This is a genomic window from Campylobacter anatolicus, assembly GCF_018145655.1.
Lineage (GTDB): Bacteria > Campylobacterota > Campylobacteria > Campylobacterales > Campylobacteraceae > Campylobacter_A > Campylobacter_A anatolicus.
In genome coordinates this window covers 121,184-147,315 of record NZ_JAGSSY010000002.1, presented here as the reverse complement: position 1 = coordinate 147,315, position 26,132 = coordinate 121,184, and the positions used below count along the sequence as shown (strand labels likewise).

Here is a 26,132-nt window from a genome sequence, read left to right as displayed (position 1 = left end):
TAAATAATTATAAATATAAAAATATAATTTTTTAATATAAAATTTTAATAAATATCTAAAGTAACTTTCACTACAATACTTTCAACCAAATTTTTAAGGGAGAGAGCATGAAAAGACGGGAATTTTTAAAAGGTGTAGCCACAGTAGGTGCTATGAGTGCGAGTAGTACTAATGCTATTGATATAGTGAGCGATGGACTTATGAATGACGAAAGTGCTAAGATGACCAGCTCACACTTTGGTGCATTAAGAGGACTTGCTAAAAATGGCAGATTTGAAGGTGCATTAGATGCTCCTGAGCTTGACTTCTTCCCTGTTAGCCTTACTCAGGGCATAGTTGCGAGAACCTATGATACAACACGTATTGCAAAACCAAGCGTTCGTAAAGGCTATCTAAAAGATGGCTATAAAAGCGATAAAAGTATGCGTGGCAAAGATGAGTGGGTAGAGATAAGCTGGGACGAAGCATATGATCTAGTCGCAAATGAGCTAAAACGTGTTTATAAAGAGTATGGTGCTAGTTCGGTTTATGGTGGTAGCTATGGCTGGTTTTGTGTCGGTAGCTTAAATAACCCTCAAGCCCTGCTTGGTAGGATGTTAAATATCATCGGAGGCTATACAACTAGGACACTAACATACTCAACTCACGCTATACGTGCTATCACGCCTTATGTAACAGGCACAGATGAGTCAGGTGCTTTACAAACTGCGTGGCCAGTGATACTTAAAAATACAGAAGTTGTTGTTATATGGGGTGCCGATCCGATAAATACAAACCAGATTGCTTGGGGTGTACCTGATCACGAGAGCTATATATATTTTAAAAAGCTCAAAGAACAAATGAAAAAGCGTGGCGTAAAAGTCATCGTCATTGACCCAGTTTATAACAATACATCAAACTACCTAGATGCACAACATATCTATATCAATCCAACCACTGATGTACCTTTGATGATGGCGATATGCTATGAGATGTTAAAAAGTGGCGTGGCTGATGAGAAATTTTTAAAAAAATATACAAGTGGAGCGGAAGAATTTAAAGCGTATTTACTCGGTAAAGGCGAAGATAAAGTCGTAAAAGATGCAAAATGGGCAAGTAAAATTTCAGGCGTAAACGAAAAAGATATAAAAGATCTTGCCACCTTATTTGGCTCAAAACGCACTATGCTAATGTGTGGCTGGGGACCTCAACGTGCTCACCACGGAGAGCAGTTTCACTGGATGGCGACCGTTTTGGCCTCATTTATAGGACAGATCGGTTTACCGGGTGGTGGATATGGCTTTGCTTATCACTACTCAGATGGTGGTTGCCCTTCCCCTGCAGCACCGACTGGTAATGCTCTAAGTGCAAATTTAAATGGCTCACAAGGTGCAACTACTTCAAACTCAGCAGCATTTCCAGGGCTTGGTAGTATGAGCGTTATTCCAAGTATGGATGGCGAGTGGAAAAGTCGTGAAAATATCGCTATACCAGTCTCTCGCATAGTTGATTGCATCAATAATCCAGGTAAGGAGATAGAGTTTAACTGCAAAACATTAACCTATCCTGAGATAAAAATGGCCTACTGGGCTGGTGGCAATCCATATCACCACCATCCAAGCACAAACGAGATGGCTAAGGCTTTTGCAAAACTTGATACATTCATCGTTCAAGACTGTTTTTGGACAGCGAGTGCAAGAATGGCAGACATTGTATTACCCGCTTCAACCGAACAAGAGAGAAATGATATAACCAAATCTCACACAAATAAATTTATAATAGCAATGCATAAAATCGCAGAGCCTTACGGAGAGGCAAAAAGCGATTATGAAATTTTCTCAAATATATTAAAACGTTTTGACGAAACTAAGTTTAACGCATTTACTGAGGGTCGTGATGAAATGGAGTGGGTTAAACATTTTTACGAAAGTTCAAAGAAAAAAGCAGACGCTTCAAAGATAAAAATGCCAACTTTTGACGAATTTTGGAAAAAAGGGTATGCCAAATTTGAGATACCAGAGTCAGCAAAAGAGTATATAAAAATGGCTGATTTTAGAAAAAATCCTATCGTAAATCGCCTTGGTACACCATCAGGTAAGATAGAGATTGTCTCTAAAAAGATAGCCAAAGCAAATTATGATGACTGCAAATCTCATCCAACTTGGATAGAGCCTATGGAGTGGCTAGGTAGCGAAAAAGTTAGCAAATATCCGTTAAATTTAGTTAGCCCACACCCAAAATATCGCCTTCACTCACAGTTAAATAACACTTGGCTACGAAACCTAGAAGAGGTAAAAGGCAGAGAGCCTGTTTGGATACATCCAGATGATGCAAAGGCTAGAAATTTAGCCAGTGGCGATGTAGTTAAAATTTATAACGACCGAGGTGAAACGTTAGCTGGTGTTATCGTAACTAAAAACGTAAAAAAGGGTGTCGTGCGTATGCAAGAAGGTGGCTGGTGGGATCCAACTGACGGAAACAGTGGTATTTGTATCCATGGCAATGTAAATGTTCTCATACCAAACGAACCGACATCAAAGCTCGCTTGTGGCAATCAAGCCACTGCACTCGTACAAATAGAGAAATTTGACGGTGAGCTTCCCATGATAAAGGTATTTTCACAGCCAAAATTTAGCAAAAAGGCATAAAAATGAGAAAATTTTTAGCTTTAGCGATTTTAAGCTCAACACTTTTTGCAGCAGACATTTATGTAGGGGCGATCGCCCCTATGCTAGATAAGATCGGCGGAAAAGAGATCGCTACACTTCACATAGGTGCAAAGGTAAAAGAGCTAAGCTTAAAAGGCGAATACGCTCAGATAGAGTATCAAGGCTTTGTACCAGAAGGTAGTACGATAAGTTACGCAAGGCTTGGTATTTTAGAACAAGACTTGCAAGCAAATAGTGAAAAATCACTAAAACTAGTCAAAAAAGTTATTGATGAATACGACAATGAGTGGCAAATAGTTAGCATCAAAGGCTTTGTCAAAAAGGACGCTCTAACGCCAAATATAGATGAAATTTACGCTCGTGGCGAAGATTTGTTTAAAAACCGTTGTGGTGGCTGTCATGCCCTACATGGATATGATGAGTTTAACGTCAATGTCTGGCCTAGTGTGGTTGAGACAATGATAGGTAACTCAGCCCTTACGCCAGATGAGTTTGAAGAGGTCGTGAGATTCTTACAAAGTAAAGCTCCGACTGAATAGCTAAAATTACGCCCTTAAAATTTTCTATTTTTACACTCTTTAGGGGCGTAAATTTACAAAAAACTTACAACGAATTAAATTTTAAACATTTTTTTGCTACACTCTACAAATTTTAAATCAAAGGAATAGCTATGAATGCAGCAGATTTTATCTGGATGGATGGGAAGTTAGTAAAATGGGAAGATGCTAAGATTCATATTTTAACTCACTCGCTTCACTACGCAAATGCCGTATTTGAAGGTACTAGAGCGTATCCGACCGACAAAGGTTTGGCAATATTTAGACTGGCTGATCATACCAAGAGGTTATTAAAATCAGCCAAAATGACTGTCTTAAACGTCAAATATACACAAGAAGAATTAGAAAAAGCTCAAATAGAACTACTACGTGCAAATAAATTTAAAAATATCGTCTATATTCGCCCTATCATCTATGTAGGTTATGGTGTTATGGGTGTATCGCACATAAAAGCTCCTATAAATACAGCAATCGCGGCATGGGAGTGGGGTGCATACCTAGGTGAAGATGGACTTGATAAAGGCATAAAAGTAAAAATTTCAAGCTTTACACGAAGCCCTGTAAAGGCTCAAATGGGCAAAGCAAAAGCGAGTTCAAACTATCTAAATTCACAAATGGCAAATTTCGAAGCACAAGAGGCAGGATATGATGAAGCGTTGCTTTTAGATGAAGAGGGTTTTATAGCAGAAGGTCCTGGCGAGTGCTTTTTTATCGTGCAAGATGGTGCTCTTATCACGCCTCCAAGTGATAATGCACTAGTATCTATAACGCAAGACACAGTTATAAAACTAGCTTATGATCTTGATATAGAAGTTCGCCGTGAACGTATCACACGTGATCAAGCCTACACAGCTGATGAGGCATTTTTCACTGGCACGGCAGCCGAGGTAACGCCTATAACAAATATAGACGCTCGTATCATTGGCACTGGTGTGTGCGGAGAAGTAACAAAACGTCTACAAAAAGCATATTTTGACGTAGTTTATGGACGCAATCCAAAATATGCCTCAATGCTAACTTATATTTAAATTTAAAAGGAAATTAATGCCAGCTGATTTAAACGATTATTTCAATAAGCGAAACAACAGATCAAACAATAACGATTCAAATAGTGGTGGTAACGATAACAGTAGACCAAAGATGGACTTTAAAGCACCAAAGCTACCTGATGGCTTTGGAAAATTTGGATCGCTTGTTTACGTCATTATAGCAATCGTTGCAATACTAGCGATAACTCAACCGTTTGTTATAATAAACTCAGGCGAAGTTGGTATCAAATCAACTGCCGGTAAATATGAGCCAAACCCTATGCAACCGGGGTTTCACTTCTTTATACCATTTATACAAAAAGTTATCGTCGTAGATACTCGTGTACGTCTAATAAATTACACATCTGGCGAGGATATGGGTGAACAAAGGAATGCATCTCACATAACAAACGCTGGCATCATCCGTAAAAACTCAATATCAGTTTTGGATGCTAGAAACTTGCCAGTTAGCATTGATATAACCGTGCAATACCGCTTAAATCCTGAAAATGCACCGCAAACTATCGCATCTTGGGGGCTTAGCTGGGAGAATAAAATAGTCGATCCAGTTGTGCGTGATGTTGTGCGAAGTATCGCTGGTAAATATACGGCAGAAGAGCTTCCAACCAAGCGTAACGAGATAGCTACAGCCATAGATGATGGCATACGTAAAGATATCGACTCTCAGCCAAATAAGCCGGTTGAGCTACTTACCGTGCAGCTACGTGAGATCATCTTACCTGAAAAGGTTAAGGAGCAGATAGAGCGTGTCCAGATCGCAAAACAAGAGGCAGAGCGAACGAAATACGAAGTTGAACGAGCAAACCAAGAAGCACTTAAAAAGGCTGCTCTTGCAGAGGGAACAGCAAAGGCTGCTATCATCGAGGCACAGGGGCGAGCAGATGCTGCGAAGATAGAGGCTGACGCTCAGGCATATGCGAACAAAGAGGTCGCAAAGAGTCTTGATAGCAATCTTTTAAATTTAAAACAGATAGAGACACAGGGTAAATTTAATGATGCATTGCGTGAAAATAATGACGCTAAAATTTTCCTAACGCCTGGCGGTGCTGTGCCAAATATCTGGATAGATACAAAAGATAAAGCTAAACAAAGTGCTATAGAGAGATAAAAATGAGCGTAAAAGGTATGAGTATAGACTGGCAAAAGGTAGGCGGTATGGTGCCTGTTGTAGTTCAAGAAAGCAATACAAACGAAGTTTTGATGTTTGCTTTTATGGACAAAGAGGCATTAGAGCTAAGCCTACAAACTGGCTATGCTCACTACTTTTCACGTACTAAAAATCGTATCTGGAAAAAGGGCGAAGAGAGTGGCAACACTCAAAAGATAAATGAGATATTTTTAGACTGTGACAATGACACGCTATTAATAAAAATAACACAAAATGGCGGTATAGCGTGTCATACTGGTGAAAAAAGTTGCTTTTTTAGGCAGGTAAATTTAAACAATGATGAGAGTTTTAAAAGTGATAAAAAAGATGAAAATTTAAACTCAATTACTAACAAAAACCGTCAAATTTATAATATCATTGATGAAATTTACCATGTTATACTAGATCGCAAACTAAACGCAGATCCGCAAAGCTCATATGTTGCAAGTCTGTTTAAAAAGGGTGAAAACGCTATACTCAAAAAAATTGGAGAAGAGGCAACCGAATTTGTAATGGCATGTAAAGACGCATCTCATTTTGAAGATAAAATGCAAATTCCTATTTCTACAAATTTAGATGAGTTGTTTGACTCAAGCTCAAATGCAGTTGATATGGACGAAAAGAGCAAAAACGATGTGATATATGAAGCAGCTGATCTATGCTTTCACGTTCTAATTGCACTTGCTTCACATAATATCCATCCAGAACGTATCAAAAGTGAACTTGCAAAGCGAATGGGTATAAGCGGCATCGAAGAAAAAAACTCAAGAAATGATAGATAATATAAGACAGAGCATACTTTTTGCCCTTGCAAATGCTCAAGCTATAGATTTTTTAGCATATAGTTGGGTGTTGCTAGCTCTTATATTTTTAATATTTGTTAGTGTATTTTTAGCATCAAAAACTTGGTGGCAATTTGGGTTTTTGCTCATTTTGTTCTCAGTTATAGCATTTTTTATAGGAATTTATTATGTAAATTTGGAGCTAAACGAGCAATTAAGACCTGTTAGTATAAGTAAAATTTACAAAAAACAACTAAAATATTCAAATTCTTTACTTATAGATTTTAACATAACAAATAAATCGCATAAAACATTAAATATATGCAAAATATACCTTGGATTTTATCTAGGATCGGCAAATAAAAATAGAAATTTTATTAACTCGCTTAACCCTTTTGCGAAAAAGACGATTATACTAGATGAAGTTTTTAAACCAAGCCAAACAATACAGGTCAAAGAATTTGTTGATGATTTTGCCTTTATTGATTATAATATAACTAAAAAAGCGGAGTGTTTTTGATGAGTGCAAACTACTTTACTATCGTCCATATTATCGTTATTTTTATAATTGTACTACTATCAATACTATTTTTTATATTATCACTTAAAGCCGAAAAAAAACTATTTTTATCACTTCTTTTGACAAACATCTTAGTTTCTACAACGCTTTGCATTTTTTTGATGTTGGTGCTTGATAAATACACAAAAAAAGGTGTTTTAGAAAATGTAACAAGTGAGCGAATACTAAGAAACGAAAGCATTACATTTCGTGGAAATGTCCGAAATGTAGGTAAATTTATGATAAGTCAATGCACCTTAGAAGTTAAATTAGTCAATCAAGTGTTAGGCAAGGATAATATGGACGGCGAATCGTTTTTTAAACCAAGCGGTATGAGTTTTTTCTCATGGTTTAAAAAAGATGACGCGAATGCTAGACCAAATACAGTTGAGCAAAAATTTATAATCGTAAGAGACTTGCCACGTAACAAAAGTATAAATTTTAGTGTCAATATGCCATATCCGCCATACTTTAAAAAAGGTATGAATATCACAAAGCTATACTGCCATTAAAGACTACAAAGCACTGCTAAAAGGCGACCTTGCTTTTTTATATCATTATCAAAGAGCATTTTAGCTCTTTTACTTTTTGCAAACTCTTTTACTTTTTGTAGCATATCGCTATCTCGCATATCGTAGCTTAACTCAAATTTGCTGATCTTTGCACCCTTTTTGCTCATCTTTGTCTGTATTAAATTTGTAAAATATCCATCATTTCTCTTATAATAATTCGTAATACTTAGTGAGTTTATAAACTTACCGCTTAGCAACTCAGCACACACGCTACTGTCTGAACTATACAATACGCTCTCTACAATTCCTCCGCCAAACTCATAAAATTTAATGGCTTTAGTCGTTTTTAATGCGGCTACATCAGCTTTTGAGTTTGGATTAACGCTCACATTCGTATCTAAATTTATAATGATATTTGCTCTATTTTTAGCAATATTATACATATCGCCAAGTTTAGTGTTAGCAAACGCTCCTATCTCTCGTACCAATGCTACACCGTTACTAGCCATGTTTTTGTTATCTATTAAATTTAATCTCTCAATAAACCCCACTTCACGTTTTATGCCGTCATTATCAACAAAAGCGGTCCAAGTTATCTCATACTCTTTTTTATGCTGAGTTTTAGCCGCACAGCCTAAAAAGACAAACGCCACTATCAAAGTGATAAATAAATTTTTTAAAAATCTCACTTAATAAAATAATCTCCATCAAAGCTAACAAGCGAGTATTTACGCTCATCGCCTATACTTTTTACTAACTCTTCAATTCCTAAAAACTCCAAGCTATCAGCACCGATATAGCGACACACGTCATCTTTACTCATATTTGCACTGATTAGTTCAGTAAAGCTTGGCGTATCTATGCCATAACGCTCAGGAAATTTAAGCTCAGGACACGCCACACGAAAATGGATCTTCTTAGCTCCAGCATGGCGAAGTAACTCCACTATCCTTTTACTAGTTGTTCCACGCACTATACTATCATCTACAACAACTATGCTTTTACCATTTAAAACACTACTCATAGGATTTAGCTTTAGTTTGACCTTTAAATTTCTCATCTCCTGTGTCGGCTCGATAAACGTCCGCCCCACATAGTGGTTACGCACGATAGCCGCTTCAAACGGCAGTCCGCTTTGTTGAGCATATCCCAAAGCAGCTGGCACACCACTATCTGGCACAGGTATGACAAAGTCCGCATCTACTTTACTTTGACGAGCAAGGGCAGCGCCCATCTTTTTACGTATCTCATAAACGTTTTTATCGTCTATCACGCTATCAGGACGTGCAAAGTAAATATACTCGAATGCACAAATCCTACTATCAGGCTCAAAGAGTTGAATACTATCAAACTCATCTTTGTTATGTTCAAACACCATCATCTCACCAGGTCTTACCTCACGGATAAACTCAGCACCGACTAGATCAAACGCACAAGTCTCACTCGCTACGATATATCCGCCGTCTTTAAGTCGTCCAAGTGAGAGTGGACGCACTCCAAATTTATCGCGTATCACAAAGACTTTATGGCGAGACTGAATGATAAGACAATACGCCCCAACTATCTTGCTAAGTGCATATACTATACGATCTTGTAAGTGTTCGCTATGATTTTGTGCGATTAAGTGAATGATATTTTCAGTATCCATATTTGATTGAAATATCGCACCATTTTTAATAAGCTCTTCACGCACCTCATCTTTATTTATTAAATTTCCATTATGCACGAGCGAGATAGAGCCTAGTGCGTAGTTAGCAAATATAGGCTGTGCGTCTAGGATAGAGTCGCTACCAGCGGTTGAGTAGCGGTTATGACCTATCGCCATATCGCCTTTTAATGTCTCAAAACTATCCTTACTAAAGACCTCTGTTACAAGTCCACGGTTTTTTATCGTTCGTATTTCGCCCTTGTCATTTGCACTGATGCCACTTGACTCCTGTCCCCTATGTTGCATTGCAAACAACGCATAATACGCAGTTTTAGCTGCATCTTTTGAGTTTATCACTCCTACTATCGCACACATTTATATCGCCTTTTTAAATTTATTACTTGTAGATTTTAGCTCAAATTTACTAAATTTAAAGCCCCAAACAATCATCAATACCGTAAAGTCCGCTCTGTTGCTTACTTACCCACACCGCCGCTTTTATCGCACCTTTGGCAAATGTCGCCCTACTTGTAGCAGTATGATTTAGCTCTATAAACTCGCCGTCATTGTAAAAGCCTATCGTGTGTCTACCAACCACGTCTCCGCCACGCACCGCAAAGACAGCTATCTCGTCACGGCTTCGCTCACCTACTAGTCCATCTCTGCTAGTTACAATTACATCTTTTAAATTTAGCTCACGAGCCTTTGCGACGTGCTGAGCTAGTGTCAGAGCCGTACCACTTGGAGCATCCTTTTTGTGTCTATGGTGTTGTTCAACTATTTCTATGTCAAACTCACGCAGAGCCTTTGAGGCTAGAGCCGCTAGACGGTTTAGCACAGCGACACCTAGACTCATATTTGTAGCATATAGTATCGGCATAGTGTTTGCAGCTGAGTTTATCAGGCTTAGCCCCTCCTCTCCTAGCCCTGTTGTGCCGATAACTAGTGGTTTTGGATTAGTTCGTGCGTAGTTGATTAAATTTATAGCTCCTTGTTTTATCGTAAAATCTATCACAACATCACAGTTATCAAAAAGATCGCTTAACTCGCTCGTAACTATTACACCCTTTAGCTCATATCCTAATGGCTCAATAGTATAAGCTACACTTAAAACTGCATCTTTGCTATCTTTTAAACATTTAGCTATCATCTGCCCCATCTTGCCACTAGCCCCATGCAAACCAACTCTTATCATTTTCATCCTTTACAAATTTTTAGCTAAATTTAGCATATTTTTCATAAAAAGCCGTTTGCATTTGAAAGCCAATAAAGCTATAATAAGCAAAAAATTTGGAAATTTAGTGGAAAATCAACCCTTTTTAAAAGAGCAAATTTTAACTTATCTTGGCAACAAACGCTCACTTTTAAATTTTATCGCACAAGGCATAAAATATGCAAAAGATGAGCTAAAAAAGGATAAACTAAGCTGTGTTGATCTTTTTTCAGGTTCTGGTGTGGTAGCAAGATATCTCAAACAACATGCAAATTTTTTAGTCGCAAACGACCTTGAGTTATACTCTAAAATCACAAACGAGTGCTACCTAAGCAACCCAAATAACGAACTTTTAAGCAAGATAGATGATAATTTTATCACTCTAGCTGAAAAAATAGAGCTAAATTTAAAAGATGGCTTCATTACTCGCCTTTACGCACCAAAAGATGAAAGCAATATCACAAAAGATGATCGAGTCTTCTACACCCACCGTAACGCAACCTACATTGATACAGCAAGAAATTTGATAGATGAGCTTGAGCTTGATATACAGAAATTTTTCATAGCACCGCTACTTTATCTAGCTAGTGTGCATTCAAACACGAGTGGGATATTTAAAGGATTTTATAAAAACCGCCAAGGCATAGGGCAATTTGGTGGAGAAGGTCAAAATGCCTTAAAACGCATAACTAAAGATATAAAGCTCATCAAGCCGATATTTTCAAACTTTAATGTGCCATTTTACGTAGAGCAAAAAGATGCAAACACCCTTGCAAAGGAGCTAGATGTAGTTGATGTTTGTTACCTTGATCCACCTTATAACCAGCACCCTTACGGCTCAAACTACTTTATGTTAAATTTAATAGCTTCAAATATTGAGCCAACTGAGATCTCACGAATTTCTGGCATACAAAAGGGCTGGAATAAGTCCATATATAATCAAAGAGCAAACGCACAGGAGGCATTTTTTGAACTTATATCAAATTTAAAAGCTCGTATTATAATCATCTCATTTAACTCAGAAGGTTTCATCTCACAAGAGAGTTTTGCGAAAAATTTATCCAAATTTGGCAAAACTCAAAAACTAGAGCAAAAATACAACGTTTTTCGTGGTAGTCGCAATCTTAAAAATCGTAATCTGCACGTCAAAGAGCTACTTTATGTGCTTAAAAAGCCAAAAATTTAATAGCTAAAAATCTCTTAAAACTTATATTTTCTAGGATATCCAGTAAGCGATAATAAGCAATGAAAATACGTAACCCAAAGTAGTTTAAAGCACTTAAGTAAAATGTGAAAATTTAACAAGAGAGCTTGAAACGAAAACAAGATAAGGGTAATACATGGGATAAATTTGGCTAAATTTTCTCAAAAAATTTAAGCATTTAGAGTCTTTTGAAATTTTTAGATACTTATTGATTATATTGAGTGTCTCTTGTAAGTTCATTTACACTCCTTTTAAGTTTAAATTTTATTAAAAATTAGTAAATTTATAAAAGTGATTAAAATGTTAAATTAGATATATTTTTATAAACCATTTTAAAGGATACATAATGAAAAAATTTATGACAATCTTAGTGCTTTTATCTATGTGCTCTTTTGCTGATACTCGTTATAAAAATACTTGTGATAATCCTGCAATTAGAAAAGAACTAAAAATAGCTAACTCTGAAGCTTCTGTAAAGTTGGATGGATATTTTTCTTTTGTCCTTGCTTCGTGTGTAAATAGTAATTATGAAAGAACCTATATTGCTTCTAAAGAGTTTCTTGAATTTCTTAAAATCCGGGATAACTTAAGTGGTGAAGATACTTCGTGTTTAACGATGAATCTGGCTGAAAAAAATTTGTTATCATCTGTAGGTAAACTTACTGATAGATTTCTGGATGAAGATTTTATTGAAAGATACAGAGATAGTGTAACATACGATGAATGTAAAAAACTTATACCTGGTTTTTAAACACCAATAATTAAAAGGAATACAATGAAAAAATTCTTAGTAATTTTAACACTTTTATCTGCCTACGTGCAATCTTATGGGTATGATGCCTGTAATTATCCTGAAATAAAGAAATTTATTGAAGAAATGAATTCCAAATCTCCTGTAAAAGTAGATGATTATACTACGGGTATAGGTATTTCGTGTGTAAACAACGCTATAGAGTTTATTTACGTTACTTCTGATGAGCTTTTTAAAAAAATTGAAAAATTAGATAAACCTAAGGTAAAACGTGCTATGTGTTCATTTCCAGAGACAAAGGTTTGGTTATCAAAAGTAGGTACAGGTAAGATGATTAGCACATATATAAATAAAAGTCTTACTGAAAGATTTCAATTTAGTGTAACTAAAAAAGATTGTAATTTTTAAATCTATCTTCATCTAATTTAATGCACTTTATACCTGCATTAGCTAACAGTTTTAAACCGTTTGAACTAGTAAGAGTATCTAAGTAAAATACCTTAGATACTCTTTTAAAAAAGATTATCAAAGAAGCACAATGCTCGCAAGGTGCATAAGAAATTAGCATACTTAATTTATTATTGCAATTAGTTTTTTCTAAGTTAAATAAAGCCATTTCCCATAGAATTAAAACAAAGAACCTATTAAAGTGTTAGTTCGCATAATAAAAGCTTAGTAAAAAAGGAAGGCTAAAATCCTAATCAAATAGCAAGGAGCTGACTTGCCCGGCTTTACCTTATGCAAACTAAGAATAGGCTAAACAATTAATATGACTTTATAATTTTTCATAATTATTAAATTAAAAATTTAGTAATAAATATTTTATATTTTGTATTTTTACTTAACTAATACTCAGCCACAAAAAACATATAATGCAATGTTTTTTTGTGGAAATAAGCCCACAATATCGTCATTAAACACACAACAACTTTTATAATCAAACTAAGACTATTATACTAAAAATAATAAATTAGTCTATCTCTATGTTTTAATAAAAATAGACTAATATAATTTTAGTGTAAACTCTCTATATAGCTCATCGCACTAAGAGCCGCCACAGCACCATCACCAGCAGCAACTACGACTTGTTTTGGGGCGTCTTTGCGTATATCGCCAGCACCAAATAGTCCAGCTATACTTGTTTGCATCTTTAAATTTACATCCATCTGACCACCATCTGCCATATCGCAGATAAATTTGCCGTTTTCATCTTTTAAAATTTCATTATTGACATTTAGACCAACAAAAGTGAATATCCCAGGCACTTTTAGATCGCGTTGGCCATCTTTTGTATCTAGTATAAGTCCTACAAGACCAGCCTTATCGCCATACGCCTCATTTATAGTCGCACTTGTGATAAATTCGATTTTGTTATTTTTACGAGCTTTTTCTAGCGTAGTTGGTGCCGCACGAAAACCCTCACGCCTATGTATGACATAGACTTTTGAGCAGATATTTGCAAGATATATCGCCTCTTCTATTGCAGTATCACCACCGCCAAGGACTGCAACCTCTTTGTTTTTATAAAAGAACCCATCGCAAGTAGCACACGTGCTAACCCCACGCCCAAAAAACTCATCTTCGCCTTTAAACCCAGCTCTACGTGGAGTTGAACCAGTTGCTATGATGACCGCTTTTGCCTGTTCGCTTTTGCCACCGTCAAGTAAAATTTCAAAGCTCTTGTCAGAATTTTGACGCACTCTGACGACATTCGCCCATTTATGCACTAAGCCAAAGTGACTACACTGCTCCCACCATGTACTCATAAAATCATATCCACTCTCACCAGGCTTTTTCTGCCCTGGGTAGTTCTCTATCTCAGAGCTACTTGTAATCTGACCGCCTGGCTCACCTTTTTCAAACATAACTACATTTTTAAGTCCGCCACGTGTTGCGTAAAGTCCAGCACTTAGCCCAGCTGGACCACCTCCGATGATTGCTAAATCTAACATATTTTATCCTTTATTCTATTATTTTTATTTGCGAATATTGTTTATAAATTTGTCCGTTTTGTCTTATAATCTCAACACTACTTGGAACATTTGTGATGTTTAAAGTGCGAATGAGCTTTAAAATCGTGTTAATATCGGAGCTAACATAACTTAAAGTCGCGTTTGACTCCTCTCTTTTTTGAAATATATCCACCGCAACTATCGGTAGATCTCTCTTTTGCTCTTTTAAAATTTTATCTAATCCTAATTGATTTGAGCTAAATACCACAAGCAGATATTTGTCTTGATTTGGCGTAAATATCTTACTTTTTTCATAAAAAATCATCTGTGAAAAATCTATAAATTTAAATTTTGAAAATCTATAATCATTGTAAGCAAAGGCTATGGCTATCATTGCCGCACCAAAAAACGAACCAAATATATATGTAAGGGGGAGCAAGCTCCTCCTATCAGTTTTTGCCATTAAAGAAGTGAATTTAGCTTATCTGTTAAGGCTTGTTTTGACTGAGCTCCGACCATCTGCTCTACCACTTCACCATCTTTGAAAAATAGTATAGTTGGTATTGAGCGTATGCCAAACTCAACCGCAAGGTCTTGAACCTCATCTGTATTTACTTTACAAATTTTAGCTTTGCCATCAAAATCCTCAGCAAGCTCTTCTATAACAGGTGCTAACATCCTGCATGGTCCGCACCAAGGTGCCCAAAAATCAACCAATGCAATGCCCTCTTTAACTACATCAAAATTAGCTGTTGTAAGCTCTATGTATTTTCCCATTTTTTCTCCTTATTTTTTAGATTGGGTAATTATAATAAAATTTATTAAATTCCGTTTAAATTTAATATAAATAATAATTTTTATAAACTAATATTTTCTATCAGTTCTATTTTTTCTTTTTTTATTACGAGCAGATCTATCTGAAAGTCACTATCTAAGCCATTTTTCATAAGATAATAATCAACTGCTTTTAAAATTTTTACATATTTTGACGGCGTTAGCCGATACTCCACCTCATACTCGCCACTAGTCGCCTTAACCTCTATGAAGTGTAAAATTTGATTTTTACCCTTTGCTATAATGTCTATCTCACCAAATTTAGAGCAAAACCGCCTAGCAATTATCTCAAATTTAAGCTCTTTTAAATAAGTCTCTGCTCTATCTTCGCTAGATAGGCCAAACAGATACTGCCCTAATCCCACCTACTCTTCTATCCTTATCATAAATGGCATCTCTTTGATAAACTTCTGTTCGCTTAACAACTTCATCACACGTTTTACATCACTTTCAAGACTAGTGTGAGTCGTAAAAAATAGCGTAGCAAGTCCACTCTCATCGCTCTTTGCGTTTGGTTTTTGTAAGAAACTATCTATCGAGAGATTGTTCTCACTCATTAAATTTGTAATACGTGCCAAAACGCCCTTTTTATCATCAACTTTAAGCCTAAAATAATATTTCGTGCGGATATTTTTCTGCTCTAAAAGTTTTAAAGACACTAGTTCAAGCGGTGCTTTATATCCTAACATAGGCGATTTTATCCCACGAGCTATGTCTATAAGATCGCTTATAACAGCACTTGCAGTAGCTGCTCCACCAGCCCCAGCACCGTAATACATCGTCTCTCCAACCGCATCGCCTACAACGCTAACAGCATTCATCACGCCATCAACTTTAGCTATCATTTTATCCTTTGGAACAAGTGCAGGATGAACGCGAAGCTCAACTCTATCGCCCACACGCTTTGCTATTGCGAGTAATTTTATGACATATTCAAAGTCATTTGCGAAAAATATATCCTCTTTTGTAATGCCCTCAATACCCTCTATCAATATATCTTCTGGATAACCATGTGCTCCATAAGCGATACTAGCTAAGATCAAAAGCTTATGAGCCGCGTCAAATCCACCTATATCAAATGTCGGATCGGCCTCAGCATATCCTAGCTCTTGAGCCTTTTTTAGTGCGTCTTCAAAACTAGCACCGCCATTCATCATAGATGTAAGTATATAGTTGCTTGTTCCATTTACTATGCCAGTCATACCCAGTACGTGATTTGCACTTAGACCCTCTCGCAAAGACTTAATGATGGGAATCCCACCTGCTACACTTGCCTCGTAACCAAATGGTGTATCTCCTGCAAGGCTTTGAAGTTTAAAGCGGTGATAGGCTAAAAGGGCTTTATTTGCCGTTACGACTGCTTTTTTACGTTTTAAAATTTCACTCACAACGCGGTATGGCTCATCAACGCCACCCATAAGCTCCACATAAACATCTATATCATCACGTGCGATAACAGCGTCTATATCATCTGTTAGCTCTATTATAGTATCACGCTTTTTGTTTAAATTTTTAACCACTCCAACTACAGGAACGATCTCATCACCACTTCGTGCCAAAATGAGCTTTTTGTTTTTCATTAAAATATTTGCGACTTGTGCACCGACCGTACCTACACCAAGTATTGCTACTCTCATTAAAACTCTTTAAGATATTTTTTTACATTTCTTGCGGCTTGTCTTATGCGGTTTTCATTTTCTATTAACGCAAACCTAACATAGTCGTTTCCACCATCACCAAATCCAATACCAGGACTAACCGCCACTTGTGCCTTTGTCAGTAGCTGCTTTGAAAACTCAAGGCTGCCGATATTACCTACTTGTGGCGGTAGCTTCGCCCAAACAAACATGCTAGAACTTGGCTTATTCATACTCCATCCAGCCGCATCAAAAGCTTCTAGCAATACATCGCGGCGTTTTTGATATGTACTTCGTATCTCATCAACACAACTTTGATCGCCATCAAGTGCCACCGTCGCACCCACCTGAATAGGCGTAAACATACCATAATCAAACCATGACTTTATCTTTTTAAGTGCAGCACAAAGGCGTTTGTTACCGCACACAAAGCCCACACGCCAACCAGCCATATTATAACTCTTTGATAGTGTATAACACTCCACTGCCACATCCTTTGCACCATCTATCTCAAAAATACTTGGTGCCTTATACCCATCAAAGCTAAGATCGGCATAAGCGATATCTGAGATTATATAAAAACGCTCCTGCTTCGACATCGCCACAAGTCGCTCGTAAAAGCTCTTTTGTACGGTTACGGTTGTTGGGTTGTGTGGGAAATTTACCACGACATATTTTGGTTTTGGTGAGCTTGAGTGGATAGTGTGATACAAACTCTCAAAAAATTTATTCTCATCTAGCTCAAATTTATCATTATAAACAAGCGACATCTTCGCGACATTGCCACCGGCTATTATAAACGCTTGAGTATGGATCGGATATGCAGGGTCTGGCACGACAGCAACATCACCTGGATTTATAACCGCACGAGCCAAATTTACAAAGCCTTCTTTACTACCCATTACAGCGACCGCTTCGGTTTCTGGGTCTAAATTTACACCATACATCCGCTTATACCAGTTACAAATCGCGAGTCGGAGCTTATAAATTCCTATTGAAACTGAGTAGCCGTGCGTCTTGTCCTTGTTTGCACTCTCACAGAGCTTATCCACGATATGTTGCGGTGTGCGTCCCTCTGGGTTTCCCATTGAAAAATCTATTATATCCTCTCCATTCCTACGTGCCGCCATCTTTATAGCATTAACCTCAGCAAATACATAGTTTGGTAGACGCTCAATTGTATTAAAACGAATTTCATCAAACATTTAAAACTCCTATTTTATTAACTTCACAACTATCTCATTTTTTATATTATTCATACTGATATTATCGCCTAAAAGCATATATCTTGCACCACTAAGATTTACATCATAGTTTGAATGGATGCTAAATTCTTGTAGTTTTGCAACTTTGTTAAAATTGTTATCATAAAGTCTTATAAGTGGTATCCAAGTATTTGGCTCATCAGATACTATCTGAGCCTTATTAAAATTACGAACGTTTAGGAGATATGGCACATTTGAACGTGTTAGCCTCACCTTGCCATCAATCGCTTCTGCGTCACCTTTTATGTTGATATTTTTAGCATCTAAGTTTAAAACTACTCTACCATTTTGAAAGCTTGTATTTGTTGTGTTTAATCCATTTTTACTAAGTGCATTTTGTATCATCGCGACATTTATGCTATTTTGTGCTTCTACTTCGACTAAATAGCTTATAACGTCTAAATTTATAAACTCATCTACGCTTTCTATACTCACACTGATTTTATTTAGGCTGTGTTCTATAGCTTTTATAAAAAGCTTGGGCGAAACACTATCGCTTGTTACAAATTTTACACTCATCTTGTTTATACCAAGCTCATGTGAGATTATATTTGCGTTATTTACAGCACTTGTATTTAATTCGTTTGCATAAAAATTTATACAAAAAATAGCTAAAAAAGTAAGGAATTTTACCAAGACTTGCCCTTATTTAGTGCAACAAACTCATCGTAACTTATCTGTTTTATCTCACCATTTTCGACTAAAAATCTAGCCGATTTACTTGGATCAAATTTAGAAATTTTATCACCGATTTTTAACTCAATAAAGCCATTTCCACACACAACAAGCTGCCTTTTGCTAAGATCTATATTTATCTCTTTTGTTGTATCGTTTGATATTTTTTGTCCATTTTCTAAATTTATTATACCGATCCAAACACGCTGCTTTGGCATGATCGTCGCTATACCTACACCATCTGATGCATTTGTATCTTTGGGCACAATACTTGCAGTTAGTCTATCTAAAGCCGAGCTTTGTGTTCCAGCGTTTTGATCTAAAATTTGTACCATTGTCGTCGGTAACGTAGCATTTGCACTACTTATGTTTGTCTCTACTTTTGTATCATCTTGGCTTTGAGTTTGTATTATAGGCTCATCTACGACGCTAATTTGCGGTGTTGATATTGTGATATTTGCCTCTAATGCATCCTTCATCTCGCTTACTATACTAGAGTTTGAATACACTGTGCTTCTGTTCTCATCTTCAAAGAAATTTGGTAAATTTTCAATGTATTTATGCAGTTCAAAATAATACTCAGCCATACCAGCAACTATCAATAGCAATATCCAACTAAGCAACCCACTTGATCTTTTGCCTGTCGCTTCAGATGTATAGGCAGGTATCTTTGGGCATATCTTTATCTTTTTACTCTCATTTGGCTTATGTTCGTTTAAAAATACCTTATACTCATCAAGCCATCCGCTAAGATCAATACTGTATTCGCGTTGTAAAATTTTAATATACCCATTTGCCTTTAATGGTGAAAGTTTTTCAAATTCCTTATTTATGATATTATGTATATAATCAGGCTCAATATGCGTCTTTCTCGCTATCTCCTTTATGCCTATCTCTTTTAAATTTTCAAGTTCATTCATCGTTCATCCTATTACAAATTATCGCAAAAGCTGCACTCACATTTAGCGAGTCCCAGCCTTCTTTTAGCTTTATGCCTATGCACTCATCGCACTTTGATATTGCCTTTTGTGGTATGCCCTCGCCTTCTGAACCCATCACTAACGCACGGCGGCCACTAAATTTCATATCCTTAACATCTTTGCCACCACTTGCCGTAGCATATACTTTAAACCCTATCTGTTTTAGCTCATTTATAAGGCTCAATCCGTCTTCAACCAAGGTAATAGGTATCTCATACGCCGCACCGCTACTAACTCGCAACACACCTTCCATATTTACACTTTTTCCGATTATTATCAAGCCTTCGCAACCAAGCGCATAAGCACTCCTTGCTATTGCTCCAATGTTGCCAACATCGCTTATGCCGTATAGCAATGTGATGAAGCTAAGCTTTTTTAGCTCAGTTATATCGGCGAATTTATATTCACTAACTTTAGCCAAAAAGCCCTGATGGTTGCCGCCACGAGCTAAAGACTGTGCACGTTGGTTATCAACACGCACGATACGCTTATTGGCACCACAGATACGAGAAAATAGCTTTCTGTCGCACTCTTTTGAGAGATATATCTCTTCTAAAAGCTCAGGATGCTTATCCAAAATATGTAAAAATAGTTGTTTTGAGTATATTATCATAAGGGTGATGATAGCTAAATTCAAGTAAAAAATAGCTAAGTTTTATTAAAAATATAAAAATTTATTAATATTATGTAACTACGCTTTAAGCGTGGTTACAGTGTAAGCCTGGCATATATCTTTTTGACATCTTCTCCAGTAATTTTACTAAGTAGCTTTGCCTTTACTTTTGGTGTGATGTTTAAGGCGTTTATATCATCTATACTGATGTTTTCTTGAGTGGCATTTAAACTTTTATCCACCACGATACACCACTCACCATTTAAATTTGATACCTTTAGCTCATTTACAAGCTTTGCAGCCTCGTTTTTAAATTTAGTTTCAAATTTTTTTGTAGCCTCTTTTATAGCAAAAATTTTACGACTAGCGTCAAATTTGGCGATGCTTTCTACCAAATTTAATACACGCTTTGGGCTTTCGTATATCACACAAGGATAGGCTAAGTTTAAGGCATTTTGAAGTGCTAGCTTGCGTTCTTTACCAGTATTTGGCAAAAACCCTAAAAAAACAAACTCTTTTTCACAAAGCCCACTTGCTACGACAGTTAAAAGTGCAGCATTTGCCCCGCTTAAAATTTCATACTTTATCTTATTTTGCTGGGCGTATCGCACTAGTGTCACACCAGGGTCGCTAATGCCAGGCATACCAGCATCGCTTACATAGGCGACATTTTTATCAAAAAAATTTGGCTCTAAATTTGAGAAAAATTGCTCTTCATTATGTGTATGAAGTGGGATAAATTTATCTATTTTTATGCTAGCGTTAAAACGCTCATTCAGCAAATTTATAAGTGATTTAGCCACCCTTGTATCTTCGCAGATAACGATCTCGCAAATACGTAAAGTATCTAACGCACGTAGCGAGATGTCAGAGAGATTTCCTATCGGTGTAGGAATAAAATATATCAAGGCTTAGTTATTTAAAGAAGCGTATTTTTTCTTAAATTTCTCAACACGGCCAGCACTATCTACGATTTTCTCGCTACCTGTGAAAAATGGATGGCAGTTTGCACATATATCTACTCTGATCTCGCTTTTATTTGATTTTGTTGTAAATGTATTGCCACAAGCACAAGTTACAGTGCAATCAATATACTCTGGATGTATCTCTTTTTTCATAATTTTTCCTTTTTATTTGACCTTTTATGATTTTTAAATCTTAGTAAGCAAGGCGTGATTATACTAAAAAAATATTAAAAAATCAAATTTATAGAATAAGTCTACTTGCAACGCCTATTATGGCAGTTTGTGACCTTAAAATATTTGACGCTCCAAGTGCATATGAGTTTTTAAATTTAGCCACTTCGTCATCGCTAAAACCACCTTCACAACCGATAAAAAGTAGTTCATTATTATAGTTTTGCAAACTTTTTCCACCAAAATTTATTATTGCAACATTTTCATAAACGCCCAAAAAATCATCAATATTGCTATAAATTTCAAATTCCATAAGCGTCCCACGTCCGCACTGCTCGCATGATAAAGCACATATATACTCAAAACGAGCTAGATCCAACTTAAAATTTGCCTGAGAAAATTTCGTATATACAAAGATGAGTTTTGATACGCCAAGTTCATTTAAAAACGGCAATGTCTTTTCTATCGTCTTAGGCTCTACCACAGCCCAAGCTAGGCTCATACCACGTTTTTGTTCCTCTACAGAGGATGTAAAAACAAGCTCTAGCTCGGCACTTCTTCGCATAAATGAGAGTATCTCATACAAATAATTCTTACCATCTTTTAAATTTCTCACGCTCAGTCGTTCACCCACCTTCATACGTCTTGCTTTTAAGTGCAAAAATGGCTCATTTACAAGTTCTAAACGCTCACATCCAGCATCTTTATCATATAAAAACTGCATCAAATACCTGCCATTACAATAATCACAATGTCCGCTACACTCTTTTTGAGTGCAAAGACTCTAAATTTATCCAACTCTTTTATCAGAGCGTAGCGTTTTAGTCGTTTATATCCTATTGCACTTAAAGCTATGAGAGCAAAAACGGCGACTATCATCTTTGCATTTTTTAAATTTAACTCAAAGTTAAAAGCTGACATCAAAACAAGTCCGGTCATCACACTACATGCTAAAACCGCGTGATATATCGGTAGGTAATAGCGAATTTTAAGAACATAGTTTTTGTCGCTTAAATTTAACTGTGTTAAGCAAAGATAGACTGCACAAAGCCCAAGTAGTGCCCAAAAAAAGGCGATATGATAGGGTAAGGTGTATTCAAAAAGTTTTATTAAATGTTCATTCATTTGCTCTGCTTTTCTGTATCCGCTACGCCCTCTATGGCTGGCTCTGGCGGCAGGGTCTCATCTATACTAACATTTGCATCTATATGCGAAATAGGGATATCAGCTGGGACACTATCATTTTGCTCTAAAATTTGAGTTTTTTTATCTTCGCAGCCCATCAAAAACACTAAAAACATAAGTAAAAAAGCTAAATTTTTCATCATACATCCTTTGGCAAGAGTATCGGTTTACAAAGTTTAATTTTCTCAAACAACAACGTATCTTCCCATTCATCAATCACCGCAGGAGAAAACTCAATCTCATGTAAATTTATCTCTCCCATTTGTGTATTATACGCATCTTCACGAAAACACTGAGCGTAGCCAGTATCGGTCTCATGTACGATAATACTATGCAGACTTACTTCACGCTCACCGTTTTGCATAACACTAAGCTTTAAAAGTCTATCAATGATGACAAAAAATATGCGACAAAACTGCTCTGCTGATGGATTTTGCGGTATACAAATCCAGCGTGCAGAGTGCTTTTTAAGGTCATTTTTATACTCATCACTATCGCCGTTATATATGGTTGTAGCGTGATCAAAGCTGTCAATTATCGTGCGGATATTTTGTTTCATCAGTCCAAAGTCATAGACCATACCAGCATTATCTAAAAAATTTGAATCAAGCAACACTTCAGTTTTATAACTATGTCCGTGTATACTTGTTCTGCAACGCTTTGAGCTACAATCTCTAACAATATGTGCATTCTCAAATTTAAAAAGTTTTCGTATTATCATCAAACACCCTCTTTTTTATCCCAAAGCCTGATATGTGTGCGATCTGAGTAGTTAAAGCCATTTTTTATCGCAAACTCGGCTACTCTTAATGCATTTGCATTTAGTTGCGTATTATCCGCCCCCATAGGCATGCACCAAACATCATTTATAGCTATTTTCAATACTTGCAAAATTTGTTCCAACTCATCATTCTCACCACTCAAAACAAATTTATAAAAACTATCTTTTGCATTATCTTTTATGGCTTTTATGGCTTTTTCATTTATACGTTTCTCAAAGCTAACGCCGCTATTTGCAAGTTTTACACCGAGTGCGAAGTGACAATTTTTATAAATTTCAAACTCACTAAAATCAATAAAAATTGTACCGTTACTCTCAAAATGTACTTCATAATTTAATTTTAGCAAATTTTGTATTAGATTTAAAAATGCTGGTTTTTTATGATGCACCAATGGCTCTCCACCAGTTATAACGATGATGGGCTTTTGAGCTAAACCATCGGCAAAACTGCTAACAAGTGATAAAATTTCACCCACGTTTAGATTATGAGCGTCAAAATGAGATGTAAATACCGCTCTTATCGTATCGCAACCTACTAAACTTTCACCTGTTTTTAAAGAATTTGCCTTAACATTAAAGCCAATGCAGTTTAGATTGCACCCTGCAAAACGTAAAAAAATAGCAAGATGACCGCTGTATTTCCCTTCGCCTTGAATGCTTAAAAAGCTCTCAACCAAAGGTAGTTTTAAGCCATCATCTACGTAAGCTTTTTGATCTTTTAAATTTAAGCCCATCAACCGCCTGTTTGGTAAAATGCTCTACTAGATGTCTCATTTGTTACACCGACTGACCATTTGTTCTCTTTTGGTTTATTTGCCAAGACTTTACGCAAAACCTCAGCTGCACCAACGATGTCGCCACGACTCACTGCATCTTTTATACTCAAAGCCTCTTCAAAATAAAGACAAGGTATAAGTAGCCCCTCTGCACTTAGCCTTATACGGTTACAACTCTCGCAAAAGTCGTGTTTATGTGGGTCAATGATACCAAATTTATATCCATCATCAAGGCGGTAGATAGAAGCTGGTGAGTTTGGTATCTTCTTATCTTTGCTGACACTATATTTTTGCGAGATAATGGCTAAAATTTCATCACTATTTAGCCCTTTTAGATCATTTTTGGCATGTGAGTTTTCCATATATTCAATGAAGCGGATCTGACAATCTCTAAATTTAGCAAATTCAAGCAAACTCACAAGCTCATCGTCATTTACACCATTTAAAGCAACTGTATTTATTTTTACTTTTAATCCAGCATCCAAAGCCGCTTCAAATCCAGCTAAAACTTCGTGTAAAACGCCCTTTTGAGCGATAAATTGAGCCTTTCTCTCACTAAGAGTATCAAGTGACATATTTATGCGTTTTAGCCCAGCATCTTTTAATCTTTTAGCAAAATGACGAAGCATAAAACCATTTGTCGTAAGAGCTAGGTCAATGTCAGGCTTATAATCGCTTATCATCTTTATAAAAATGTCTAAATCTTTACGTACGAGTGGCTCTCCGCCTGTCAGGCGGATCTTTGTTACGCCTTCATCAATGGCTACTTTTACAAACATAAATAGCTCTTCAAAGCTTAGTAAATTTTCCTTTGGTGTCCAGCTAAATGGCGTGGTCGGCATACAATACCTACATCTAAAATTGCACCTTTGCGTAACTGAGATACGCAAGTAATCAACAACTCTCCCATACTGATCGATAAGCATAAAATGCCTTTAAATTTTAAATTAGTTAAATTATAGATTAAAAATTTTAAATATAGCTAAAATGATTTATATTAAATTTTATATTTTAGAAATTAAGATTAGCACTAAGCACAAGCTTATTGTATTCGCTTAGTTTTGCAAAAGAAAAATAAGACAAAATGTAGCGGCAACAGCACAACTATATTAACAAGAAAAAGCAAAATATGTGTAATTATTTAAATGCTATTAAATTTATAGATTTTTTATCTCTATTTTTATATCATTTATTAAAAAACAAGGGGGAAAATGTGCTATATACCTCTACTTACTCTTCACCACTTGGTGAGATTTTACTTACTTCAGATAATATTGGACTAACTGGACTTTGGATAAATGATAACAAATTTTATACTCAAAACTCGACTAATGAGTATCGCTCAAAACAGACACAAGAGATAGTATCAGCAAAACGTTGGCTTGATGTTTATTTTGATGGGAAAGTGCCTAGTTTCACACCGCCACTTCATATGACAGGATCAGACTTTTCTCTATCAGTTTGGCAAATTTTACTTTCAATACCATATGGCAAAACAACTACTTATGGTGAAATAGCAAGACAAATAGCCAAAAATCGTGGTATATCAAAGATGTCAGCCCAAGCAGTCGGTGGTGCAGTGGGACGAAACAGCATAGCTATCATCATCCCTTGTCATAGAGTCATAGGCACGGATGGGACATTAGTTGGTTATACTGGTGGTTTAGATATAAAAAAGAGACTTTTAAAGCTTGAAAATAGCGATAAAATTTGATAGATTTTAGACTAATTTATGTAATTTTAGCACAAATTCTATACGTCCGATACCTATATGGAGATCTTTTGCAATCGTCTCGATACTCTTACCAGAGTTAAAAAGTCGCACAATCTGCTCCTCTTCACCCTGAACATTTGGCGTAATCTTACCAATGTCACGCGTACGTTCTTCTAAGTTTAACATCCGATCTTTTTGCTCACTTGCAAACTCATCTATCACACGTTCTATGCTCTTTATCGCTTTTATGATAGGTACGATCTTTTCATTTAGATCCTTATCAAGCTTATCTTGCAAATCCTTTTCGATCTGATCTAAATCGCTTAAATCGCCGTCTTTAAAAGTGGCTAAATTCGCTATTTGTTTTTTGAGATTGAAATTTTCTTGCATTATACTTTCAATACTACGTTCATATCGTGTAAAACGACGATTTACCTCGCTATCTTTTATATATATAAGTGCGATGATTATCGCTAAAACAATGCCAAATCCACCAAGTACCACAAGCTCCATT

General features: G+C 36.3%; 32 protein-coding genes. 11 read left to right on the top strand and 21 right to left on the bottom strand.

Annotated elements, in window-relative coordinates:
* Positions 1 to 107: 107 nt before the first annotated feature.
* From KDE13_RS03895 to KDE13_RS03865, 7 genes are all read left to right on the top strand, one after another.
* Positions 108 to 2,627: a molybdopterin-dependent oxidoreductase gene (locus tag KDE13_RS03895; RefSeq protein ID WP_212142902.1), complete on the top strand. Its 2,520-nt coding sequence runs from the start codon at positions 108 to 110 to the stop codon at positions 2,625 to 2,627.
* 2 nt (positions 2,628 to 2,629) lie between these two features.
* A complete protein-coding gene (locus KDE13_RS03890) occupies positions 2,630 to 3,187 on the top strand; it encodes a hypothetical protein (protein ID WP_212142901.1) in 558 nt (185 codons plus the stop codon).
* Between the two features lie 131 nt (positions 3,188 to 3,318).
* Positions 3,319 to 4,233, top strand: a complete 915-nt coding sequence (locus KDE13_RS03885) for a branched-chain amino acid transaminase (RefSeq protein ID WP_212140681.1) — start codon at positions 3,319 to 3,321, stop codon at positions 4,231 to 4,233.
* Positions 4,234 to 4,249: 16 nt separating this feature from the next.
* The gene (locus KDE13_RS03880; protein ID WP_212140680.1) at positions 4,250 to 5,362 is read left to right on the top strand and encodes a prohibitin family protein; all 1,113 of its coding nucleotides are present in this window, start codon (positions 4,250 to 4,252) and stop codon (positions 5,360 to 5,362) included.
* Positions 5,363 to 5,364: 2 nt separating this feature from the next.
* Positions 5,365 to 6,183, top strand: coding sequence for a bifunctional phosphoribosyl-AMP cyclohydrolase/phosphoribosyl-ATP diphosphatase HisIE (hisIE, locus tag KDE13_RS03875; RefSeq protein ID WP_229203834.1), 819 nt, complete (start codon positions 5,365 to 5,367; stop codon positions 6,181 to 6,183).
* A complete protein-coding gene (locus KDE13_RS03870; protein WP_212140679.1) occupies positions 6,173 to 6,703 on the top strand; it encodes a DUF2393 family protein in 531 nt (176 codons plus the stop codon). Before hisIE ends, KDE13_RS03870 begins: the two co-directional genes overlap by 11 nt.
* The gene (locus KDE13_RS03865; RefSeq protein ID WP_212140972.1) at positions 6,703 to 7,254 is read left to right on the top strand and encodes a DUF2393 family protein; all 552 of its coding nucleotides are present in this window, start codon (positions 6,703 to 6,705) and stop codon (positions 7,252 to 7,254) included. Before KDE13_RS03870 ends, KDE13_RS03865 begins: the two co-directional genes overlap by 1 nt.
* Here KDE13_RS03865 and KDE13_RS03860 read toward each other — a convergent pair.
* From KDE13_RS03860 to dapB, 3 genes are read right to left on the bottom strand one after another with little or no spacing between them, the layout of a single operon-like run.
* Positions 7,251 to 7,943: a DUF8095 domain-containing protein gene (locus KDE13_RS03860; RefSeq protein ID WP_212142900.1), complete on the bottom strand. Its 693-nt coding sequence runs from the start codon at positions 7,941 to 7,943 to the stop codon at positions 7,251 to 7,253. The genes KDE13_RS03865 and KDE13_RS03860 overlap by 4 nt on opposite strands.
* Complete coding sequence (purF, locus tag KDE13_RS03855; RefSeq protein WP_212142899.1) at positions 7,940 to 9,277, bottom strand: amidophosphoribosyltransferase; 1,338 nt, start codon at positions 9,275 to 9,277, stop codon at positions 7,940 to 7,942. Before purF ends, KDE13_RS03860 begins: the two co-directional genes overlap by 4 nt.
* Positions 9,278 to 9,332: 55 nt before the next feature.
* Positions 9,333 to 10,097, bottom strand: a complete 765-nt coding sequence (dapB, locus tag KDE13_RS03850) for a 4-hydroxy-tetrahydrodipicolinate reductase (RefSeq protein ID WP_212140676.1) — start codon at positions 10,095 to 10,097, stop codon at positions 9,333 to 9,335.
* Positions 10,098 to 10,203: 106 nt separating this feature from the next.
* On the opposite strand from dapB, the gene KDE13_RS03845 reads away from it, so the two are divergent.
* The 3 genes from KDE13_RS03845 (at position 10,204) to KDE13_RS03835 (ending at position 12,478) form a co-directional block, all read left to right on the top strand.
* Positions 10,204 to 11,301, top strand: coding sequence for a DNA adenine methylase (locus KDE13_RS03845; protein WP_212143047.1), 1,098 nt, complete (start codon positions 10,204 to 10,206; stop codon positions 11,299 to 11,301).
* 364 nt (positions 11,302 to 11,665) lie between these two features.
* Entirely contained in the window at positions 11,666 to 12,070 is a 405-nt protein-coding gene (locus KDE13_RS03840) for a hypothetical protein (RefSeq protein WP_212142898.1), read from the top strand.
* Between the two features lie 24 nt (positions 12,071 to 12,094).
* A complete protein-coding gene (locus KDE13_RS03835) occupies positions 12,095 to 12,478 on the top strand; it encodes a hypothetical protein (RefSeq protein WP_212142897.1) in 384 nt (127 codons plus the stop codon).
* Positions 12,479 to 13,083: 605 nt separating this feature from the next.
* Here KDE13_RS03835 and KDE13_RS03830 read toward each other — a convergent pair.
* From KDE13_RS03830 to moaA, 17 genes are all read right to left on the bottom strand, one after another.
* On the bottom strand, positions 13,084 to 14,022 hold the full coding sequence (locus KDE13_RS03830) for an NAD(P)/FAD-dependent oxidoreductase (RefSeq protein WP_212140668.1): 939 nt from the start codon (positions 14,020 to 14,022) through the stop codon (positions 13,084 to 13,086).
* A gap of 10 nt (positions 14,023 to 14,032) precedes the next feature.
* Positions 14,033 to 14,461 carry a hypothetical protein gene (locus KDE13_RS03825; RefSeq protein ID WP_229203832.1) on the bottom strand — a complete coding sequence of 143 codons (429 nt, stop codon included), beginning with the start codon at positions 14,459 to 14,461 and terminating at the stop codon, positions 14,033 to 14,035.
* 23 nt (positions 14,462 to 14,484) lie between these two features.
* The gene (gene trxA, locus KDE13_RS03820) at positions 14,485 to 14,799 is read right to left on the bottom strand and encodes a thioredoxin (RefSeq protein WP_212140666.1); all 315 of its coding nucleotides are present in this window, start codon (positions 14,797 to 14,799) and stop codon (positions 14,485 to 14,487) included.
* Positions 14,800 to 14,879: 80 nt separating this feature from the next.
* On the bottom strand, positions 14,880 to 15,221 hold the full coding sequence (locus KDE13_RS03815) for a YraN family protein (RefSeq protein WP_212140665.1): 342 nt from the start codon (positions 15,219 to 15,221) through the stop codon (positions 14,880 to 14,882).
* Positions 15,222 to 16,493, bottom strand: a complete 1,272-nt coding sequence (locus KDE13_RS03810; protein ID WP_212140664.1) for a homoserine dehydrogenase — start codon at positions 16,491 to 16,493, stop codon at positions 15,222 to 15,224.
* Positions 16,493 to 17,698 carry an LL-diaminopimelate aminotransferase gene (locus KDE13_RS03805; RefSeq protein WP_212140663.1) on the bottom strand — a complete coding sequence of 402 codons (1,206 nt, stop codon included), beginning with the start codon at positions 17,696 to 17,698 and terminating at the stop codon, positions 16,493 to 16,495. Before KDE13_RS03805 ends, KDE13_RS03810 begins: the two co-directional genes overlap by 1 nt.
* A gap of 9 nt (positions 17,699 to 17,707) precedes the next feature.
* Entirely contained in the window at positions 17,708 to 18,394 is a 687-nt protein-coding gene (locus KDE13_RS03800) for a hypothetical protein (protein WP_212142896.1), read from the bottom strand.
* Positions 18,388 to 19,353: a phosphatidylglycerophosphate synthase gene (locus KDE13_RS03795; RefSeq protein WP_212142895.1), complete on the bottom strand. Its 966-nt coding sequence runs from the start codon at positions 19,351 to 19,353 to the stop codon at positions 18,388 to 18,390. Before KDE13_RS03795 ends, KDE13_RS03800 begins: the two co-directional genes overlap by 7 nt.
* Entirely contained in the window at positions 19,346 to 20,026 is a 681-nt protein-coding gene (locus KDE13_RS03790) for a TrmH family RNA methyltransferase (protein ID WP_212142894.1), read from the bottom strand. Before KDE13_RS03790 ends, KDE13_RS03795 begins: the two co-directional genes overlap by 8 nt.
* Positions 20,027 to 20,121: 95 nt before the next feature.
* A complete protein-coding gene (gene rsmI, locus KDE13_RS03785; protein ID WP_212142893.1) occupies positions 20,122 to 20,934 on the bottom strand; it encodes a 16S rRNA (cytidine(1402)-2'-O)-methyltransferase in 813 nt (270 codons plus the stop codon).
* A gap of 3 nt (positions 20,935 to 20,937) precedes the next feature.
* The gene (gene rpmE / locus KDE13_RS03780; RefSeq protein ID WP_212140658.1) at positions 20,938 to 21,144 is read right to left on the bottom strand and encodes a 50S ribosomal protein L31; all 207 of its coding nucleotides are present in this window, start codon (positions 21,142 to 21,144) and stop codon (positions 20,938 to 20,940) included.
* A gap of 88 nt (positions 21,145 to 21,232) precedes the next feature.
* On the bottom strand, positions 21,233 to 21,886 hold the full coding sequence (locus KDE13_RS03775; protein WP_212142892.1) for a 16S rRNA (uracil(1498)-N(3))-methyltransferase: 654 nt from the start codon (positions 21,884 to 21,886) through the stop codon (positions 21,233 to 21,235).
* Complete coding sequence (locus tag KDE13_RS03770) at positions 21,886 to 22,287, bottom strand: hypothetical protein (protein ID WP_212142891.1); 402 nt, start codon at positions 22,285 to 22,287, stop codon at positions 21,886 to 21,888. Before KDE13_RS03770 ends, KDE13_RS03775 begins: the two co-directional genes overlap by 1 nt.
* Positions 22,284 to 22,487, bottom strand: a complete 204-nt coding sequence (locus KDE13_RS03765) for a hypothetical protein (protein ID WP_229203831.1) — start codon at positions 22,485 to 22,487, stop codon at positions 22,284 to 22,286. The genes KDE13_RS03770 and KDE13_RS03765 overlap by 4 nt, the downstream gene beginning before the upstream one ends.
* Positions 22,487 to 23,068 carry a 6-pyruvoyl trahydropterin synthase family protein gene (locus tag KDE13_RS03760; RefSeq protein WP_212140654.1) on the bottom strand — a complete coding sequence of 194 codons (582 nt, stop codon included), beginning with the start codon at positions 23,066 to 23,068 and terminating at the stop codon, positions 22,487 to 22,489. Before KDE13_RS03760 ends, KDE13_RS03765 begins: the two co-directional genes overlap by 1 nt.
* Positions 23,068 to 23,862: a 7-carboxy-7-deazaguanine synthase QueE gene (locus KDE13_RS03755; RefSeq protein WP_212142890.1), complete on the bottom strand. Its 795-nt coding sequence runs from the start codon at positions 23,860 to 23,862 to the stop codon at positions 23,068 to 23,070. Before KDE13_RS03755 ends, KDE13_RS03760 begins: the two co-directional genes overlap by 1 nt.
* On the bottom strand, positions 23,862 to 24,830 hold the full coding sequence (gene moaA / locus KDE13_RS03750; protein ID WP_212142889.1) for a GTP 3',8-cyclase MoaA: 969 nt from the start codon (positions 24,828 to 24,830) through the stop codon (positions 23,862 to 23,864). The genes KDE13_RS03755 and moaA overlap by 1 nt, the downstream gene beginning before the upstream one ends.
* A 287-nt stretch (positions 24,831 to 25,117) precedes the next feature.
* Here moaA and KDE13_RS09745 point away from each other — a divergent pair, with 287 nt between their 5' ends.
* A complete protein-coding gene (locus KDE13_RS09745; RefSeq protein ID WP_324612680.1) occupies positions 25,118 to 25,618 on the top strand; it encodes a methylated-DNA--[protein]-cysteine S-methyltransferase in 501 nt (166 codons plus the stop codon).
* 6 nt (positions 25,619 to 25,624) lie between these two features.
* Here KDE13_RS09745 and KDE13_RS03740 read toward each other — a convergent pair whose 3' ends face one another.
* On the bottom strand, positions 25,625 to 26,131 hold the full coding sequence (locus tag KDE13_RS03740; protein WP_212141432.1) for a DUF6115 domain-containing protein: 507 nt from the start codon (positions 26,129 to 26,131) through the stop codon (positions 25,625 to 25,627).
* Position 26,132 lies beyond the last annotated feature (1 nt).

Bases quoted from the DNA above. Each gene is read 5' to 3' on its own strand.
- KDE13_RS03885 (WP_212140681.1), top strand. From the start codon at position 3,319: ATGAATGCAGCAGATTTTATCTGGATGGATGGGAAGTTAGTAAAATGG.
- KDE13_RS03805 (WP_212140663.1), bottom strand. From the start codon at position 17,698: ATGTTTGATGAAATTCGTTTTAATACAATTGAGCGTCTACCAAACTAT.
- KDE13_RS03835 (WP_212142897.1), top strand. From the start codon at position 12,095: ATGAAAAAATTCTTAGTAATTTTAACACTTTTATCTGCCTACGTGCAA.
- KDE13_RS03760 (WP_212140654.1), bottom strand. From the start codon at position 23,068: ATGATAATACGAAAACTTTTTAAATTTGAGAATGCACATATTGTTAGA.
- hisIE (WP_229203834.1), top strand. From the start codon at position 5,365: ATGAGCGTAAAAGGTATGAGTATAGACTGGCAAAAGGTAGGCGGTATG.
- purF (WP_212142899.1), bottom strand. From the start codon at position 9,277: ATGTGTGCGATAGTAGGAGTGATAAACTCAAAAGATGCAGCTAAAACT.
- KDE13_RS03840 (WP_212142898.1), top strand. From the start codon at position 11,666: ATGAAAAAATTTATGACAATCTTAGTGCTTTTATCTATGTGCTCTTTT.
- KDE13_RS03880 (WP_212140680.1), top strand. From the start codon at position 4,250: ATGCCAGCTGATTTAAACGATTATTTCAATAAGCGAAACAACAGATCA.
- KDE13_RS03830 (WP_212140668.1), bottom strand. From the start codon at position 14,022: ATGTTAGATTTAGCAATCATCGGAGGTGGTCCAGCTGGGCTAAGTGCT.
- KDE13_RS03795 (WP_212142895.1), bottom strand. From the start codon at position 19,353: ATGAATGAACTTGAAAATTTAAAAGAGATAGGCATAAAGGAGATAGCG.
- KDE13_RS03790 (WP_212142894.1), bottom strand. From the start codon at position 20,026: ATGATAATATACTCAAAACAACTATTTTTACATATTTTGGATAAGCAT.
- KDE13_RS03895 (WP_212142902.1), top strand. From the start codon at position 108: ATGAAAAGACGGGAATTTTTAAAAGGTGTAGCCACAGTAGGTGCTATG.
- KDE13_RS03890 (WP_212142901.1), top strand. From the start codon at position 2,630: ATGAGAAAATTTTTAGCTTTAGCGATTTTAAGCTCAACACTTTTTGCA.
- KDE13_RS03870 (WP_212140679.1), top strand. From the start codon at position 6,173: ATGATAGATAATATAAGACAGAGCATACTTTTTGCCCTTGCAAATGCT.
- KDE13_RS03775 (WP_212142892.1), bottom strand. From the start codon at position 21,886: ATGCAGTTTTTATATGATAAAGATGCTGGATGTGAGCGTTTAGAACTT.
- moaA (WP_212142889.1), bottom strand. From the start codon at position 24,830: ATGCTTATCGATCAGTATGGGAGAGTTGTTGATTACTTGCGTATCTCA.
- KDE13_RS03755 (WP_212142890.1), bottom strand. From the start codon at position 23,862: ATGGGCTTAAATTTAAAAGATCAAAAAGCTTACGTAGATGATGGCTTA.
- dapB (WP_212140676.1), bottom strand. From the start codon at position 10,097: ATGATAAGAGTTGGTTTGCATGGGGCTAGTGGCAAGATGGGGCAGATG.
- KDE13_RS03810 (WP_212140664.1), bottom strand. From the start codon at position 16,493: ATGAGAGTAGCAATACTTGGTGTAGGTACGGTCGGTGCACAAGTCGCA.
- trxA (WP_212140666.1), bottom strand. From the start codon at position 14,799: ATGGGAAAATACATAGAGCTTACAACAGCTAATTTTGATGTAGTTAAA.
- KDE13_RS03770 (WP_212142891.1), bottom strand. From the start codon at position 22,287: ATGAATGAACATTTAATAAAACTTTTTGAATACACCTTACCCTATCAT.
- KDE13_RS03740 (WP_212141432.1), bottom strand. From the start codon at position 26,131: ATGGAGCTTGTGGTACTTGGTGGATTTGGCATTGTTTTAGCGATAATC.
- KDE13_RS03865 (WP_212140972.1), top strand. From the start codon at position 6,703: ATGAGTGCAAACTACTTTACTATCGTCCATATTATCGTTATTTTTATA.
- rpmE (WP_212140658.1), bottom strand. From the start codon at position 21,144: ATGAAAAAAGAGATACATCCAGAGTATATTGATTGCACTGTAACTTGT.
- KDE13_RS03765 (WP_229203831.1), bottom strand. From the start codon at position 22,487: ATGAAAAATTTAGCTTTTTTACTTATGTTTTTAGTGTTTTTGATGGGC.